The sequence below is a fragment of the Mesorhizobium sp. M0954 genome (assembly GCF_040319155.1).
Taxonomy (GTDB): Bacteria; Pseudomonadota; Alphaproteobacteria; order Rhizobiales; family Rhizobiaceae; genus Mesorhizobium.
The window spans coordinates 1-15,293 of record NZ_JAMYNR010000039.1 but is presented as its reverse complement, the minus strand read 5'-3'; the positions used below and the strand labels follow the sequence as shown (position 1 = coordinate 15,293).

The 15,293-nt window shown below is 61.8% G+C and carries 16 protein-coding genes; 3 read left to right on the top strand and 13 right to left on the bottom strand.

The window, feature by feature from the left end; all coding sequences use genetic code 11:
* Positions 1-356 precede the first annotated feature (356 nt).
* Positions 357-1,478 (top strand): branched-chain amino acid ABC transporter substrate-binding protein, encoded by a 1,122-nt coding sequence (locus tag NKH93_RS30805; protein ID WP_352974905.1) that lies wholly within the window; start codon positions 357-359, stop codon positions 1,476-1,478.
* Positions 1,479-1,577: 99 nt separating this feature from the next.
* On the opposite strand, the gene NKH93_RS30800 is transcribed toward NKH93_RS30805, so the two are convergent.
* The 11 genes from NKH93_RS30800 to NKH93_RS30750 all read right to left on the bottom strand — a co-directional run bounded on the left by NKH93_RS30800 (position 1,578) and on the right by NKH93_RS30750 (position 10,292).
* Positions 1,578-3,566 carry an acetyl/propionyl/methylcrotonyl-CoA carboxylase subunit alpha gene (locus NKH93_RS30800; RefSeq protein WP_352974903.1) on the bottom strand — a complete coding sequence of 663 codons (1,989 nt, stop codon included), beginning with the start codon at positions 3,564-3,566 and terminating at the stop codon, positions 1,578-1,580.
* 111 nt (positions 3,567-3,677) lie between these two features.
* Positions 3,678-4,052: a hypothetical protein gene (locus NKH93_RS30795; protein ID WP_023677798.1), complete on the bottom strand. Its 375-nt coding sequence runs from the start codon at positions 4,050-4,052 to the stop codon at positions 3,678-3,680.
* Positions 4,053-4,095: 43 nt separating this feature from the next.
* On the bottom strand, positions 4,096-4,476 hold the full coding sequence (locus tag NKH93_RS30790; protein ID WP_245274740.1) for a hypothetical protein: 381 nt from the start codon (positions 4,474-4,476) through the stop codon (positions 4,096-4,098).
* A 29-nt stretch (positions 4,477-4,505) separates the two neighbouring features.
* Positions 4,506-4,880: a hypothetical protein gene (locus NKH93_RS30785; protein ID WP_352471111.1), complete on the bottom strand. Its 375-nt coding sequence runs from the start codon at positions 4,878-4,880 to the stop codon at positions 4,506-4,508.
* Positions 4,881-4,995: 115 nt separating this feature from the next.
* Complete coding sequence (locus tag NKH93_RS30780; RefSeq protein WP_352616871.1) at positions 4,996-5,526, bottom strand: O-acetyl-ADP-ribose deacetylase; 531 nt, start codon at positions 5,524-5,526, stop codon at positions 4,996-4,998.
* Position 5,527: 1 nt separating this feature from the next.
* Positions 5,528-7,135: a carboxyl transferase domain-containing protein gene (locus NKH93_RS30775; protein WP_352974901.1), complete on the bottom strand. Its 1,608-nt coding sequence runs from the start codon at positions 7,133-7,135 to the stop codon at positions 5,528-5,530.
* Between the two features lie 4 nt (positions 7,136-7,139).
* Positions 7,140-7,523 carry a type II toxin-antitoxin system VapC family toxin gene (locus NKH93_RS30770; RefSeq protein ID WP_352827042.1) on the bottom strand — a complete coding sequence of 128 codons (384 nt, stop codon included), beginning with the start codon at positions 7,521-7,523 and terminating at the stop codon, positions 7,140-7,142.
* Positions 7,520-7,912, bottom strand: a complete 393-nt coding sequence (locus NKH93_RS30765) for an AbrB/MazE/SpoVT family DNA-binding domain-containing protein (protein WP_352540761.1) — start codon at positions 7,910-7,912, stop codon at positions 7,520-7,522. Before NKH93_RS30765 ends, NKH93_RS30770 begins: the two co-directional genes overlap by 4 nt.
* A gap of 82 nt (positions 7,913-7,994) precedes the next feature.
* Positions 7,995-9,158, bottom strand: a complete 1,164-nt coding sequence (locus tag NKH93_RS30760) for an isovaleryl-CoA dehydrogenase (protein ID WP_352566160.1) — start codon at positions 9,156-9,158, stop codon at positions 7,995-7,997.
* A gap of 47 nt (positions 9,159-9,205) precedes the next feature.
* Entirely contained in the window at positions 9,206-9,868 is a 663-nt protein-coding gene (locus NKH93_RS30755) for a TetR/AcrR family transcriptional regulator (protein ID WP_352540763.1), read from the bottom strand.
* Positions 9,869-10,013: 145 nt separating this feature from the next.
* Positions 10,014-10,292, bottom strand: a complete 279-nt coding sequence (locus NKH93_RS30750; protein WP_352974898.1) for an acylphosphatase — start codon at positions 10,290-10,292, stop codon at positions 10,014-10,016.
* A 199-nt stretch (positions 10,293-10,491) separates the two neighbouring features.
* On the opposite strand from NKH93_RS30750, the gene NKH93_RS30745 reads away from it, so the two are divergent.
* Positions 10,492-10,992 (top strand): MarR family winged helix-turn-helix transcriptional regulator, encoded by a 501-nt coding sequence (locus tag NKH93_RS30745; RefSeq protein ID WP_352745063.1) that lies wholly within the window; start codon positions 10,492-10,494, stop codon positions 10,990-10,992.
* Positions 10,993-11,024: 32 nt separating this feature from the next.
* Here NKH93_RS30745 and NKH93_RS30740 read toward each other — a convergent pair whose 3' ends face one another.
* Entirely contained in the window at positions 11,025-12,137 is a 1,113-nt protein-coding gene (locus tag NKH93_RS30740; protein WP_352974896.1) for a pyridoxal phosphate-dependent aminotransferase, read from the bottom strand.
* Between the two features lie 119 nt (positions 12,138-12,256).
* Here NKH93_RS30740 and NKH93_RS30735 point away from each other — a divergent pair, with 119 nt between their 5' ends.
* Positions 12,257-13,924 carry a tetratricopeptide repeat-containing sulfotransferase family protein gene (locus tag NKH93_RS30735; protein WP_352974894.1) on the top strand — a complete coding sequence of 556 codons (1,668 nt, stop codon included), beginning with the start codon at positions 12,257-12,259 and terminating at the stop codon, positions 13,922-13,924.
* Between the two features lie 230 nt (positions 13,925-14,154).
* Here the strand turns inward: NKH93_RS30735 and NKH93_RS30730 are convergent.
* Positions 14,155-15,293 (bottom strand): porin (locus tag NKH93_RS30730; protein WP_352974892.1); only part of this gene is annotated, 1,139 nt, incomplete at its 5' end.

Below are 15,293 nucleotides of genomic sequence, written 5' to 3'. Positions count from 1 at the left end.
CTCACGACAGGGACGCTTCGGGTCAAGGCCGCGCAGAGGGCCGGGCCCGAAAAATCAAGGCCGCGCAAGACGGCCGGGCCAACAAGATCAAGAACACGGCGGACGAGCCGCGCCATAAACCGTACAAACAGGGAAGGCGAGCGGATCCTGGTGGGGATACCTCGGGAACTCGATGAGAAAAGCTGCGACCGGCCGGAACAAGGCTGGCGCGGCTTTGTCTTTGGAACAGCGCATTACAGGCCCAATCGAGCGCCGACGATGCGTCTAGACAGCTCCGGTGAAGGATGAAATTCTCCCGCCATTCTGGAAGAGGCGCGGCCGGGATGGTCGCGCGAGAGTGGAGGAGTTGTGTCACCATGAAGAAATTCAGTATTTTCAGCGCAGCCATATTTGGCCTGATGATGACCGCGCCGGTCGCCTTCGCCGATGACATCACCTTTTCGGTGGTCGGACCGATGACCGGTCAGCTTGCCAACATCGGCGATCAGTTTAAGCAAGGCGCGCAAGCCGCCGCCGACGCGATCAACGCGGCGGGCGGCGTCGACGGCCGCCAGATCAAGCTCGACATCGAGGATGACCAGTGCGATCCGAAGCAGGCGGTTTCGGTCGCCAACCGCATCATCGCCAACGGTGTCAAGTTCATCGATGGCCACGCCTGCTCGGGCTCCAGCATCCCGGCCTCCGCTGTCTACGCCGAAGCCGGTGCGCTGATGATGAGTCCGGCTTCCTCGAACCCGGTGTTGACCGATGCAGCGGCGAAAGCCGGCTGGCCGACGATCATGCGCCTCTACACGCGCGACGATGCGCAGGGCGCTTTCATCGGTCCCTGGATCGCCAAGAAATATGCCGGCAAGAAAGTCGTCATCCTGCACGACAAGAGCGCCTATGGGCAGGGCGTGGCCGATGCCGTGAAGGCAACGATGAACCAGAACGGTCTCAATGAAATCCTCTACGAGGGCATCAACGCTGGCGAGAAGGACTATTCCGCTCTTGTTACCAAGCTCAAGGAGCTGAAAGCCGACGTCGTCTATTTCGGCGGCTATCACCCCGAAGCCGGCCTGATCCTGCGCCAGTCGGCGGAGCAGAACCTCAAGTTCCAGTTGATCATGCCGGACTCGATCGCTTCGCCGGAATTCTGGCAGGTTGCCGGTCCGGCCGGCGAAGGCACCATGTTCGTCTTCCCATCGGACCCGCAGGCGAAGCCCGAAGCCAAGGAAGCCATCGCCAAGATCAAGGCCGGCGGCTTCGTGCCGGAGGGCTTCACGCTGTTTTCCTATGCGGTGATCCAGGCCTTCGCCGAAGGCATCAAACGCGCCGGCAGCGACGATCCGGCAAAAGTCGCCGAAGCGTTAAAGAACGGCCAGCCGATCAGCACGGTTGTCGGCTCGGTCACCTTCGACGAGAAGGGCGACCTCAAGAACGCGAGCTACGACATCAACCAGTGGCATGACGGCAAATACGCGCCGATCCAGCCGTGATGGCCGCGGCGCCGCAAGACGCGCTGCTGTAATCGAACATGGCCGGGGGTCAAACCCGGCCACATTTTTTTTGGCGACGCCTTTGTCACGCGTTCGAGATCACTTCGTGGATAGGGAAACAGCAGTCAACTGAGGTTCCTCGACAAAGCGAACCAGCACGGTCCCGTCGGTTACCTGCGCGCCTTCGGCAGCAATCTCGGCGATAACCCCGTCATGGGGCGCGGCAATGGTGTGCTCCATCTTCATCGCCTCCAGGATCAGCAGCGGCTGGCCCTTGATCACGGACTCGCCTTTGCCTGCACGCACCAATTTGACCAGGCCGGGCATTGGAGCGCGCAGGCTGACGGAAGCGGCGGCGGCTTCGTCGGCTCGGGCCAGCGGATCCGGCACGGCAAAACCGTAGCCGATGGCGCCATCGAAGACCGTGACGTGGCCCGGCCAGCGGGCGAGGCGAGGCGCCGCGCGGAGATCCCGCGAATTGACGCTGTCATAGGGCGCATCCAGCGCCACCTCGAACCGCCCGTCCGGCCGCACCGACACGCGCGCGCCGATCTCCTGCTCGCCAAACTTCAGCAGGGTGCTCCGCGCTACAGCGTGGAAATGCGCATAGCCGGCCAGTGACGACCAGGGATCGTCCGAGGACGGCAAGTCGCGCGCACCGGACGCGGCAAGTGCCGCGGCGGCAATCGTCTCACCGCTCGGCGGCGGAACCGCCGTCAACGCCTGCTGGTGCCTGGCGATCAGGCCGGTATCGACATCGCCCGCCGCAAAATCCGCATCAGCGGTCAGCGCGGCAAGAAAGCCAGTGTTGACCGTCGAGCCGGCGATTTCGGTCTGCGACAGTGCCGTGCCAAGCGCGATGAGCGCCGTCCGTCTGTCCTTGCCATGAACGATCAGCTTGGCGATCATCGGATCGTAGAACGGCGAAATCGCATCGCCAGCGCGTACACCGGTTTCGACGCGCATGGTCGCACCCACCGGTGCCGGCTGCGGAAATTTCAAATGGTGCAAGGTGCCGGTCGCCGGCAAAAACCCTCTTGCCGCGTCCTCGGCATAGATGCGCGCCTCGAAGGCGTGGCCGGAGAGCGCGATCTCGCTCTGCGTCTTCGGCAGTTTTTCGCCGGCGGCTACCCGCAACTGCCACTCGACCAGGTCGATGCCGGTAACCATTTCGGTGACGGGGTGCTCGACCTGCAGACGGGTGTTCATTTCCATGAACCAGAAACGGTCGGCCTTCAGACCTTGCGAGGCATCGACGATGAACTCGACGGTACCGGCGCCGGAATAGTGGATTGCCTTGGCGGCTTTCACCGCCGCCTCCGTCATCGCCTTGCGCAGTGCCGGCGTCATGCCGGGGGCAGGCGCCTCCTCGATCACCTTCTGGTGGCGGCGCTGCGCCGAGCAGTCGCGTTCGTGAAGATGCACGGCGTTGCCGAAATTGTCACCAAACACCTGCACTTCGATGTGGCGAGGCTTGTCGACATATTTTTCCACCAAGACGCGGTCGTCACCGAACGCGGCTTTCGCCTCGCGCCGCGCGCCCGACAGTGCTTCCGAAAACTCATCGGGATGCTCGACGCGCCGCATGCCTTTGCCGCCGCCGCCGGCGCGCGCCTTGATCAGTACGGGGTAGCCTATCTCGCGCGCCTTGGAGGCGAGCAACACGATCTCCTGCGCTTCGCCGTGATAGCCCGGAACGACAGGCACGCCGGCCTTTTCCATCAGCCGCTTGGCCGCGTCCTTCAGTCCCATGGCACGGATCGAGGCCGCCGACGGGCCAATGAAGATCAGCCCCGCCGCGACCACCTGGTCGACGAAATCGGGGTTTTCCGAAAGAAAGCCGTAGCCCGGATGGATGGCCTCGGCACCTGTGGCCAAGGCCGCCGCGATGATCTTGTCGCCGCGCAGATAGCTTTCGTTGGCGGGAGAGGCGCCGATATGCACCGCTTCGTCGGCCATTTCGACATGCAGGGCGTGAGCGTCGGCGTCGGAATACACGGCGATGCTGCGCACACCCATCCTGCGTGCCGAGCGGATCACCCGGCAGGCGATCTCGCCACGGTTGGCGATCAGGATCTTGGCGAACATCGGGCCTCCACAGGCAGAGCTGCCGCCAACGGCGCGAATTCTCGTCACGCGAACTGCGGCAATGCCCTGCTTTGTAGTCTGGCGGTCAAAGGGTAGGCAAGCGAGGCCTGCCTACTTTGAGGCCGCGATTTCGCAAGCTCCCCCGGTCGTGACCCTGTAACGGTCGCGGGTGACCTGGCAGGATTTCATCGCCATATCCTCGGCAGCCTTTTGCGAGGGCGCATTCAAGCGCGAGCCGCACAGGATGTACAACGAACGCACCCGGGAATACGGAGTGGTCGCATAAGCTGAATGGCCGCTGGCCGCGACATAGGCCTTATATGCCTTGGTGCATGGCCGATCCGCGGTCGCCGGAAAATACGGGTAGAAGCGGACGTCGCCCTTGCTTCCAGCCAGCGATTCCGCCGCGCCGACATTGGGGCTCGAGATTAGAAGCAACCCGGTTATTAGCGAGAAGACTGCTTGTTTGACGCTTATAGATTTCATTTTTCCCACCCATTGAATATGTCGAAGGCCGACGAGTGTCGGTCTATTTGGAGGCAGCTATGGCGCAGGCCCCTGCAGTCGTGACCTTGTACTTGCTGCGCGCGGACTGGCAGGATTTCAACGCCAGCGCCTCCGCAGCCTTCTGGGATGTTGCATTCAGATAAGCACCGCAAATAGTGAATTCGGTTGCCCAGTTGAATGGCGTCATCGCATAGGCCGAGTGACCGCCAGCCGCCACATAGTCCTTGTAATTCTTGCCGCAGCCTCCGATTGTACCCGGTGCAAAATAGACCGGAAAGCGGCTGTCGCCCTTGCTTCCCGCCAGCGATTCGGCGGCGCCGACATTCGGTGCAGAGGCCACAAGCAGTGCAAGTACCGACATGGTTGCTCGCTTGATTGATAAAGATTTCATTGCCAAACCCATTTGAACCCCAAACACTGAAATATATTCGCCTACTTGGAGGCAGCGATTTCGCAGCCGCCGCCTGTTGTAACTCTGTAACTGTTGCGGGCGGCCTGACAGGATTTCAACGCCAATTCTTCGGCAGCTTGCTGTGACGGTGCATTCAAGCGCGAGCCGCAGATGATGTACAGAAAACGCACCCGGGAATACGGAGTGGTTGCATAGGCTGAATGGCCGCCGGCCGCTACATAGGCCTTGTAGGCCCTGGTACACGGATCCTTCGGGCTCTGCGGCAAATAGGGATAGAAACGGGTCTCGCCCTTGCTTCCCGCCAGCGACTCCGCTGCACTGATGCCAGGCGTCGCTAATATAAGCAACGCCGCAAGTATATGCGCAGTTGTTCTCTGAAAAACCCGCCGCCTCATCTTCGCCCAATCCCCATTGGTATTTGCGATGATCAATAGCCGTGATTCTTTCGTCTGGCCAGATCGAGAAGCAAAAAATAGTCTGGAGATGTGGTGGGTTGTCTCCCGCGCAGGGTCACACCCTGCCGAGTGCAGCGACGACCCGCTGATACAATTCGGCCGTCGGCTCGTCGAAGCAGCAGAAAATGACGGTTGCCGGAGCGATGTTCTGGCCGATGAAGGCGCTCACGGTCCCGACAGCAATTTGCGTCGCCTGATCCTTCGGATAGCGGTAGGCCCCGGTCGAGATCGCAGGAAACGCCACCGTCCGGCAGTCCTTTGCGGCGGCGATTTCGAGCGACCGGCGATAGCAGGAGGCGAGCAGTTCGGCTTCTCCTTTGCTGCCACCTTGCCAGACCGGCCCGACCGTATGAATGACGTAGCGCGCGGGCAGCCTGTAGCCCTTGGTGATTTTTGCGTCTCCGACCTTGCAGCCATGCAAGGTCCGGCATTCTGCCACAAGCTCGGGGCCGGCCGCGCGGTGGATAGCGCCGTCGACGCCGCCGCCTCCGAGAAGAGAGGTATTGGCGGCGTTGACGATGGCATCGACCGCCAGCTTCGTGATGTCGCCGGTTTGAATGCGAATCCTCTGGCCGATTTCGCTCATCTCACATCCTGAACACGCCGAATTTTGTCTCCTCGATCTCGGCGTTGAGCGCGGCCGAAAGGCTGAGCGCCAGCACCTCGCGGGTCTTGGCCGGGTCGATGATGCCGTCGTCCCAGAGCCTTGCCGACGAATAGAGCGGGTGTCCCTCGTGCTCGTACTTCATCAGGATCGGCTTCTTGAATTTCGCTTCCTCCTCAGCGCTCCATTCCCCGCCCTTGCGCTCGATGCCTTCGCGCTTGACCACGGCCAGCACCGTTGCCGCCTGCTCGCCGCCCATCACCGAAATGCGGGCATTCGGCCACATCCACAGGAAGCGTGGCGAATAGGCGCGTCCGCACATGCCGTAATTGCCGGCACCGAACGAGCCACCGATGATCACGGTCACCTTCGGCACCTTGGCCGTTGCGACCGCCATGACCAGCTTGGCGCCGTCCTTGGCGATGCCGCCGGCCTCGTATTTTCGCCCGACCATGAAGCCGGTGATGTTCTGCAGGAAAATCAGCGGGATCTTGCGCTGGCAGCACAGCTCGATGAAGTGCGCGCCCTTCAGCGCGCTTTCCGAAAACAGCACGCCATTGTTGGCGACGATGCCGACCGGCATGCCGCTGAGATGGGCGAAACCGGTGACCAGCGTGGTGCCATAATTCTGCTTGAACTCATCGAACTCGGAGCCGTCGACGGTGCGGGCGATTACCTCGCGCACGTCATAGGGCTGGCGCAGATCCGTCGGCACGATGCCGTAGAGTTCATGTGGATCGTGAAGCGGCGGAATCGATTTCTGCAAGGCCAGGCTTACATTTTTGTTCCGATTCAGGTTTTTGACGATACGCCGGCATATGGCCAGCGCATGCTCGTCGTCGAGCGCATAGTGGTCGGCAACGCCGGAAAGCCTTGTGTGCACGTCGGCGCCACCGAGGTCCTCGGCGGTGACGTCCTCGCCGGTGGCCGCCTTCACCAGCGGCGGCCCGCCGAGAAAGATGGTCGCCTGGTTGCGCACCATGATTGTCTCATCCGACATCGCAGGCACATAGGCGCCGCCGGCCGTGCACGAGCCCATGACGCAGGCGATCTGCGGAATGCCGGCGGCCGACATGTTGGCCTGGTTGTAGAAGATGCGGCCGAAATGATCGCGGTCGGGAAACACCTCGTCCTGGTTGGGCAGATTGGCGCCGCCGCTGTCGACCAGATAGACGCAAGGCAGATTGTTCTGCAATGCGATCTCCTGTGCACGCAGATGCTTCTTCACCGTCAGCGGATAATAGGTGCCGCCCTTCACCGTGGCGTCGTTGACGACGACCATCACTTCGGTGCCTTCGACGCGGCCGATGCCGGCGATGAGGCCGGCCGAAGGGATGTCCTCGCCATACATCGACCATGCCGCGAACTGGCCGATTTCGAGGAAGGGCGAGCCTGTATCGAGCAATTGGGCTAGGCGTTGCCGCGGCAGGAGCTTGCCGCGGGAGACGTGCCGCTCACGCGCCTCTTCCGAGCCACCGCGCTCGATGGCGGCGGCTTTTTCAGCAATATCGGCGACCAGCGCCCGCATGCGCTCGGCATTGCCGCGGAAAATATCGGAGGCGGGCGACATCTGCGAGGTGAGGGGGGCCATGGCGCTACCGGATCAGCTCGATCTTGCAGCCGACATCGAGGTCGCCCCAATCGCGATCAGCGGTGACGGCAATGGCATTCTCGCGAATTGCCAGCGCCAGGCAAGCCCGATCGCCCAGCGACAAGCCGCGATGCCGCGTCAATTGGCGAAGCTGCCCGGCGGCGATGCCCATCGCGTCGTCGAAAACGGCGATCGGCATGCCGAGACTGGCGAGGTCGTCCGCGGCCTGTTCCATGCTGCGTCCCTTGTCGATCAGCTTGGCGATGATTTCGGCCGCATTGACCGAACTGCATTGTGCGTCCGGCGCGAACCCCAAAGCATTGTCGGTGCCTTTCTCGTTGAGCAGGATTGCGAGCGCCGCCGAACTGTCCATGACGTAGGGCTTCATTTCGTCCGCTTTCCCGTCGTCCCTTCGGCGTGAAGACGGTCGAGACGCTTGTCGCTTCGACGCTGCTCTTCCCGTCGCTCTTTCAGAAATTCGTCGACGACGCTTTCACCGGGCTGTTTCAACGCTGACAATTCGGCCTGGACGCGTCGCAGATTCTGCAGCCACGATCTTACCCGCAGCTCGCCGTTCTCGACATGCAGGATCATATCCTCGCCAGGCTTCACGCCCATCTGCTCGCGCATCGCGGCAGGGATGACGAAGCGCCCGCCCTCGCCAAGCTTGACACGCTCGCGTTTCGCCGGAAGCCGAAACGGCGCTTTGCGAGCGCCGGCATCGAACCGTGCTTGCGGGTCTTCGTCAAATCCGGACTTTCCCGTTCTGCCAGCCATGGTCCGTCTCGCCTGGATTGTGGCACATTACCCCATGTATGCCACATCGTGCGGCTTCTGGCAAAATCTCAAAAAGACGCCATCAGGCGCCCTCCGCCATGATTTCTCGTCCGATCAGCCAGCGACGGATTTCGCTGGTGCCGGCGCCGATCTCGTAGAGCTTGGCGTCGCGCAAAAGCCGGCCGGTCGGGTAGTCGTTGATGTAGCCGTTGCCGCCCAAAAGCTGGATGGCGTCGAGCGCCATCAGCGTTGCCTTTTCGGCGGCGAAGAGAATACAGCCGGCAGCATCCTTGCGGGCCGTCTCACCGCGATCGCAGGCGGCGGCTACGGCATAGACGTAGGCGCGCGCCGCGTTCATCGTCGCATACATGTCGGCGAGTTTGCCTTGCACCAGCTGGAATTCGCCGATCGGCTGACCGAACTGCCTGCGTTCATGCACGTAAGGTATCGCCACGTCGAGGCACGCTGCCATCAGCCCGACCGGCCCGCCGGCCAGCACGGCGCGTTCGTAGTCGAGGCCCGACATCAACACCTCGACGCCGCGCCCTTCCTCGTGCAGCACATTGTCGAATGGCACTTCGACATTCTCGAACACCAACTCACCGGTGTTCGAGCCGCGCATGCCGAGCTTGTCGAGCTTTTGCGCCACCGAAAAACCGGCAAAGGCTTTTTCGACGATGAAGGCGGTGATGCCGCGCGAATTGAGTTCCGGATCGGTCTTGGCGTAGACGACCAGCGTCTCGGCATCCGGCCCGTTGGTGATCCACATCTTGGTGCCGTTGAGCACATAGCGGTCGTTGCGCTTTTCGGCGCGCAGGCGCAGCGACACGACATCGGAGCCGGCACCCGATTCCGACATCGCCAGTGCGCCGACCTTTTCGCCGCTGCAGAGCGATGGCAGATACTTTTCCTTCTGCGCCTGCGTTGCCCAGCGGTTGATCTGGTTGACGCAGAGGTTGGAATGGGCGCCGTAGGAGAGGCCGACCGAGGCCGAGGCGCGCGAAATCTCCTCCATCGCCACGACATGGGCAAGGTAGCCCATGCCGGTGCCGCCGAAATCGGGATCGGCGGTGATGCCGAGCAGGCCGAGCCCGCCGAGTTCGGCCCACAGATGTGCCGGGAATTCGTTCGAGCGGTCGATTTCGGCGGCGATCGGTGCGATCTTTTCCTGGGCGAAGCGCCGCACCAGGTCGCGCAGCGCCTCGATGTCTTCGTCAAGCCCGAAGTTGAGCGTATGCATGTACATGCCGTTCCTCCCGGCGCACGATCCCGAAATCGGGATCATGCGCGAAATCAAGTTGCTAGAGCGTCCTTTGCGCGCCCGAATAGAGGCGCGGCGTCGTAGCTCGTTGACGCGCCATCGCTCTTTGCTCCAACAAGGCGCATTGTCATTGCCAGATATGTAGCGGTGACTTCGGCGATCGACAGCCGCTCGCCCGGCCGGAACCAGACAATGACGCCGGTCATCATCTGGATCAGCGCCATGGCGGTGAGCCCGGTGTCTTCGATGCTGAATAACCCCGCTTCGACGCCGTCGCGCAGGATGGCGCGCAGCTCCTTCTCGTAGGCCGTGCGCATGCGCAGGATCTGCGTGAGTTTTTCATGCGACAGGCTGCGCAGCTCCATGTTCGAGACATGGGTGGAGTGGCGGCGTTCGATATGGAAAGCGATGTGGTTTTCGACATAAGCGGCAAGCCGCGCTGCCGGATCAGCGCCGACAGGGCGTGTTGCGCGCCACGCCTCGATCAAGCCTTCCATATGCTCACGCATCAGCATGAACAGAAGGTCCTGCTTGGTCGGGAAGTAGCGGTACAGCGCCGCTGCCTGGACGCCGACCTCGGCCGCCAGCTGGCGCATCGACATCGCCTCGTAGCCGAGACGCGCAATCAGGCTGACTGCCGCCTCGCGGACCGCAGCTTCGGTCTTCTCTCCGTCGGAACCGGTCGTACGCGCCATGACAAGCCGCCTTTTCGCGGAAAATAAAACAAACGTTCAATTAATTCAAGAGGCGCGTCCGGGCAGGGCAATGGCTTCAGATTTGCTCTATCTGCACCCTCGAGAACTTTGTGCGATGGAAGCGAATGAGCAGGACCATGCCTTGCTAGGCAACAATCCTGAAATCGGCCGACATGTCGCGAGCCTCGATCTCCTCGACATCGACCTTCGAAACCGCTGCCCCTGGGGGCCCTTGCCGAAGCCGTTCGATCATTGCCAAGACCGCCGCATCGGTCCCTGCAATCAAGGCTGTCACCGAGCCGTCAACTTCGTTGCGCACCCACCCGGCAAGGCCAAGCGCCGACGCCTCGCGCCGCACCCAAACCCGGTAGCTGACGCCTTGCACCTTGCCGTATATGCGAACCTGCACCGTACGATCGGTCATCGCGCTCTCCATCCTTTGAATCGAGTCTGGCGCATCGCCGCGCAAATTCAACCGCGCAACGTGCATCGAAGGTTTCTCTCCGGTCGCTATCCGCCAGATTTCGCACTGCGAGATGGGTGGCGCCTCCGCCGATGATTGACTAAGTCAAATAATAGGCGATCATGGCCCTGACGGAGCGGTCCGTCCGAAGGAGGTCGACATGCCGGCCGATCGGAATGCCCTTGTCGCGGAGATACGTGGCTTCAATCGCTTCTACACGCGCCTGATCGGGCTGCTCGACCTGACCTTGACGCACAGCGCCTATACGCTGGGCGAGGCGCGGCTGCTGTTCGAATTGGGCGGCCGATCCCGCGCTGTCGCCAATAGCGGCGGTGAGGCAGGGTTTCTTGCACGGGCGTTCCACCTCGATCTCCGGCCGGCGGCCTCCGAAATCGCTGCCGAACTCCGGCTCGATCCGGCCTATGTCTCGCGCGTCCTGAGGAGGTTCGCCGCCGCTGGCCTGACCGAGACACGCTCTGACCCAGCCGATCGGCGCAGACGTATCCTGTCGCTGACCGCTCGCGGAAGTGCTGAGCTCGCCAGGCTTCAGGCTGCGGCGGATCGCGACCTCGCCCGGCTGACGGCCGGCCTCGCCGATGACGCGGCTGCCGAATTATCGGACGCCTTGAAGCGCGTCATGCGCCTGCTCGGGGAGAAATAGCGGGCAGCACTGGAATCCCGGCGTTGCGCTCTTCAGTTCCCCCGCGCTGCCGCCAGTGCGCCAGGCAGTTCCTCGGCAAAGATGTCGAGCTCGTGGTCGAGGCCGACACTGACCCGGATGCAGCGGTCGAGAACCGGCACCATCGGCTTGCGGATGAAGACGTCGCGTGACAACAGCGCCTGCAGCACTTTCAGTGCGAAAGCGCCGTCGCGGCCGCAGTCGATGGTGACGAAATTGGTCGCCGAAGCCAGCGGCTTCAGCCCGTTCGCCTCGGCTATTGCGGCGATACGCCGGCGGCCGGCGGCGACCCGCGCCACCACGCTATCCAGCCAGGCCTGATCGGCAAGCGCCTCGACACCGGCGATCTGCGCCATGCGGCTGACGCCATAGTGGTTGCGGATCTTCTCGAAGTCCCGAATCACCTGGGCCTCGGCCACCGCATAGCCGCAGCGTATGCCGGCCAGCCCATAGGCCTTGGAGAAGGTGCGCATGCGGATGACGTTCGGCCGCGCGACATCGATCGGCGGCAGCGCTGAGGCTGGCCCTAATTCGCCATAGGCTTCGTCGAGCACCAGCATTGTGGTCTCCGGCAAGGCTTCGATGAAGCGGCTGAGCTCGGCGGCTTCCCACCAACTGCCCATCGGATTGTCCGGATTGGACAGGTAGACCAGTGGCGCCTTTTCCTTGGCCACTGCCGCCAGCAGGCCGTCGAGGTTTTCCCGATCGTTCTCGTAGGGCACTGCGACCAGCCGGCCGCCGACGCCGGCAACATGAAAGTTGAAGGTCGGATAGGCGCCGCGCGAGGTCACCACCGCGTCGCCGGGCGCCACATACATGCGCGCCACCAGGCTGAGCAGCCCGTCTATGCCTTCGCCGATGACGACGTTTTCGGCGCCGACGCCGAGATGCCCGGCGGCAGCTACCTTCAAATCGTGATTATCGGGGTCGCAATACATCCACATGTCGGCGGCAATCTCAGCCATGCGGGCAACGACGCGCGGGGAAGGGCCAAAACTGCTCTCATTGGCGCCGATGCGGGCGCGAAAGGCGCGGCCGCGATCACGCTCCTGCGCCTCCGGGCCGACAAACGGCACCGTGGAGGGAAGCGCGTCGATGAGCGGCGTAAGGGGAGGGCGCAGGCGCATGATAGGGCTCGTTCGAAAGGGGGCCTTCTTGCTAGCCTGCCGGCTTGGCCTGCGCAAGTTCCGCGGCAGGCGGGCACGTCAGGCTGGATTCTCCCGGATCATTTTGCTAGCGAGACATGATGAGCAACCGACTGCCGCCCGCTTGGTCCAAGCACATAAAGTCCCGCCCGGCGCCGAAAGTGCAGCCGCCGAAAGCGAAACCGCCGAAAGCGAAACCGCCGTCGCGCGCGCAGGCCGACGACATGTTGTTGCGACAGGCGCTCGAACTCCAGCAAGCCAAGCGACTCCCGGAGGCCGAGGAATTATGCCATCGCGTTCTCGCCCGCACGCCCAACCACCCGCTTTCGCTGTATATCCTCGGCACGCTGGGGCTCGGTGTCGACGATGAGTTGGCTCTCAAATATTTCGCACGGGCGGCAAGCCAGGCGCCTGAAAATCCATATTTCCACCTTAGCCTGGGAGAGGCCGGTCTGAAGCTTGGCGACAGCTTGCTTGCGATCAGGCACCTGCAGCGCGCCTGCGAATTGAAGCCCGACCTGGTGGAAGCGCTTTGCGGACTAGCACGTGCCTACGTCAACTTCGACAAGGCCGAGATGGCTTTGCCCCTTTACGAGAAGGCGCTAAAGATCAACGGCGACCATCCCATGGTCCGGATTGGTCTGGCTGGTGCGCTCACCAGCGTCGGTCGCATGGACGAAGCCGGAGCGTATCTGAAGCAGGCAATCGAACGTCGCGTCGATGTTGGAGAGGCCTACAATAGCCTGGTCGACACGCGCAAATTCACCGAAAAACCTGCCGAGCTCGACTCTATCCTGCGCGAACTCTCCAATCCCAAGCTTGACCCGGATATTGCATCGCAGCTCCATCACGCCGCAGGCAAAGTGCTGAACGATCTTCAGCGTTATGAAGAGGCGATGGATCACTTCCAGAAGGCAAAAAAGGCCGTTGGCCACGATTATGACCTGGCGTCCTACCGCCGCAGTGTCGATTCCATGATCGGGATATTCACCCCGTCACTATTGGCAACCAAAGCCGGCCACGGTAGCCCGTCCGCGTTGCCCGTGTTTGTGCTGGGCATGCCCCGGTCGGGGACGACGCTCACCGAGCAAATCTGTGCGAGCCATCCGGATGTTCATGGCGCCGGGGAGCTTACGAAGCTGCGGCGAATCGCAAGCTCGATGGGCTTTAGAACGCACTCGGATGAGGACCTGCGCAGTTCGATCATGTCGATGACGAGGGATCAGTCGAGAGCGCTGGCCGAAGAATACCTGTCCTATCTGCGTCAACACGCGCCTGGCGCGTTGCGCATCGTCGACAAGATGCCTCACAACTTCGAGCTTGTCGGCTTGATCGGAATTCTCTTTCCCAACGCGAGCATCATTCATTGCCGCCGCGATGCCATCGACAATTGCGTCTCGTGCTTCGTCCTGAATTTCAGCAAGGAGCATGGTTACAACGCCGACCTTGAGACTCTCGGACTGTATTACCGGGAATATGATCGTCTGATACGGCATTGGGACAAGATCTTTCCCGGACGTATCTTCGAAAGCCGCTACGAAACGCTGGTTGCGGATCAGGAGGCTCAATCGCGCCGTCTCATCGATCATCTCGGCTTGCCGTGGGACGATTCCTGCCTTCGCTTTTTCGAGAAGGACAGGTCGGTCAATACCCCCAGCCGCTGGCAGGTGCGGCAGCCGATCTATACATCATCGGTCAAACGCTGGAAAAAGTATGAGAGTACGATCCAGCCGCTGATCCAGTCGCTTGGCGATCTCGCCGAGATTTGATTTGGAGTTGGCGGTCCACATTGCGTGGATCGTGATATCTGAACCGCGCAGGCTTACGGCTGATTTCCAGCGTGCGGCCAGATATCAGTCGGTAGAATTTCTCAGCAACTGGCAGAGAACGATCGCGACCTGTAACCGGCGCCATGCTCACGCGGCTTGATAGCGGAGTCGCCCTGATAGAAAAACCCGGCGGTCGCCCGCCGGGTTCAATCTCAATCTGGCTCGGACTGTTAGAATGAGCGCTGGAAGCGGAGCATGCCGCCAATACTGTCCTTGTCGTCGGCATTGGTCCAGTTGCGATCATAGGCTTTATCAAACTGACCGTCGTGGGCCCAATCGACTTCAGCCGTGATCGTGAAGCCGGGCACGATGTCGTAAGCGACGTTAGCCGCGACGCCGTAGTTCTTGTCGTCGTCAACCGAGGCCTGGAGATTGAACGAGGTCTTCTCGTTGATGGTGTAGGTGCCACCACCCCAGACTGCCCAGTTGCCGCCCCACTGCTTGTAGAAGTTGCGGTCGATGTTGTCGTCAGAACCGTAACCGGCCATGACGAACAGTGTCAGGTTCTGTATCGGCGTAACGTCGAGGCGAACCTTGCCGGCCCACTCTTCCCAGGTGCTGTCATAGGCGGCAACACCGGTGATCGAGCCCCAGCCCTGCGTGTATTTGAGACCGCCGACGACATACGGGACATAGCTGTCGATGGAATCATTACCGCTGTTGCTGTCTTGGAAAATGCCAGGATCTGCGGCGGCACTGCCCGAACCGGTTTCCAACGAAGCCACGGCCGAGAAGCCGTTGCCAGCATCGAAGTAATACTGGACGACGTTGGTGTCGAAGCCGCCGTAAGGGACCAGCGTATCCTGGATGACGTTGCCGGCGTAGCCGATGAAGGTATCGAAGGCCGATTCGTCCTTACCGACGCGCAAACCACCGAGCTGGACCCAGGCAAAGTTCAGCGAAACACTCGTACCGCCATTGAAGTTGTCATCAAGGTAATCGTTGTGGTTACCCCAGTTGAAGCGGGTCTCGGTGTAGGTCTTCAAGGTACCGAGCTCGGTTTCCTGGCCGGTCCAGGTCTTCAGCGTGAAGCGGGCGTGCTTGTAGTAGGTATCCTGCGAGTCGCCGTCCTGCTGATCGGTAGTCTTTGCACCGTCGAATGAGCCGACGTCGCCGATGCCAATGTCATAGCGGACGTAGCCGCCGATGCGCAGGCAGGTTTCGGTGCCGGGGATGTAGAAGTAGCCAGCGCCGTAGACGTCGCAGATCTTGACGTATTCAGCGGGTTCCGGCTCGGCGACGACGACGGCGTCGGCGGCGCGCGCACCGGAAACTGCGATCAGTGCCGCAGCGGAGCCGAGAAGAAGGC

Excerpts from the sequence above, each read along its gene's own strand:
- NKH93_RS30765 (WP_352540761.1), bottom strand. The coding sequence starts at position 7,912 with ATGGCTGGCAGAACGGGAAAGTCCGGATTTGACGAAGACCCGCAAGCA.
- NKH93_RS30740 (WP_352974896.1), bottom strand. The coding sequence starts at position 12,137 with ATGCGCCTGCGCCCTCCCCTTACGCCGCTCATCGACGCGCTTCCCTCC.
- NKH93_RS30760 (WP_352566160.1), bottom strand. The coding sequence starts at position 9,158 with ATGTACATGCATACGCTCAACTTCGGGCTTGACGAAGACATCGAGGCG.
- NKH93_RS30770 (WP_352827042.1), bottom strand. The coding sequence starts at position 7,523 with ATGAAGCCCTACGTCATGGACAGTTCGGCGGCGCTCGCAATCCTGCTC.
- NKH93_RS30780 (WP_352616871.1), bottom strand. The coding sequence starts at position 5,526 with ATGAGCGAAATCGGCCAGAGGATTCGCATTCAAACCGGCGACATCACG.
- NKH93_RS30745 (WP_352745063.1), top strand. The coding sequence starts at position 10,492 with ATGCCGGCCGATCGGAATGCCCTTGTCGCGGAGATACGTGGCTTCAAT.
- NKH93_RS30790 (WP_245274740.1), bottom strand. The coding sequence starts at position 4,476 with ATGGGTTTGGCAATGAAATCTTTATCAATCAAGCGAGCAACCATGTCG.
- NKH93_RS30805 (WP_352974905.1), top strand. The coding sequence starts at position 357 with ATGAAGAAATTCAGTATTTTCAGCGCAGCCATATTTGGCCTGATGATG.
- NKH93_RS30750 (WP_352974898.1), bottom strand. The coding sequence starts at position 10,292 with ATGACCGATCGTACGGTGCAGGTTCGCATATACGGCAAGGTGCAAGGC.
- NKH93_RS30785 (WP_352471111.1), bottom strand. The coding sequence starts at position 4,880 with ATGAGGCGGCGGGTTTTTCAGAGAACAACTGCGCATATACTTGCGGCG.
- NKH93_RS30755 (WP_352540763.1), bottom strand. The coding sequence starts at position 9,868 with ATGGCGCGTACGACCGGTTCCGACGGAGAGAAGACCGAAGCTGCGGTC.
- NKH93_RS30775 (WP_352974901.1), bottom strand. The coding sequence starts at position 7,135 with ATGGCCCCCCTCACCTCGCAGATGTCGCCCGCCTCCGATATTTTCCGC.
- NKH93_RS30800 (WP_352974903.1), bottom strand. The coding sequence starts at position 3,566 with ATGTTCGCCAAGATCCTGATCGCCAACCGTGGCGAGATCGCCTGCCGG.
- NKH93_RS30735 (WP_352974894.1), top strand. The coding sequence starts at position 12,257 with ATGAGCAACCGACTGCCGCCCGCTTGGTCCAAGCACATAAAGTCCCGC.
- NKH93_RS30795 (WP_023677798.1), bottom strand. The coding sequence starts at position 4,052 with ATGAAATCTATAAGCGTCAAACAAGCAGTCTTCTCGCTAATAACCGGG.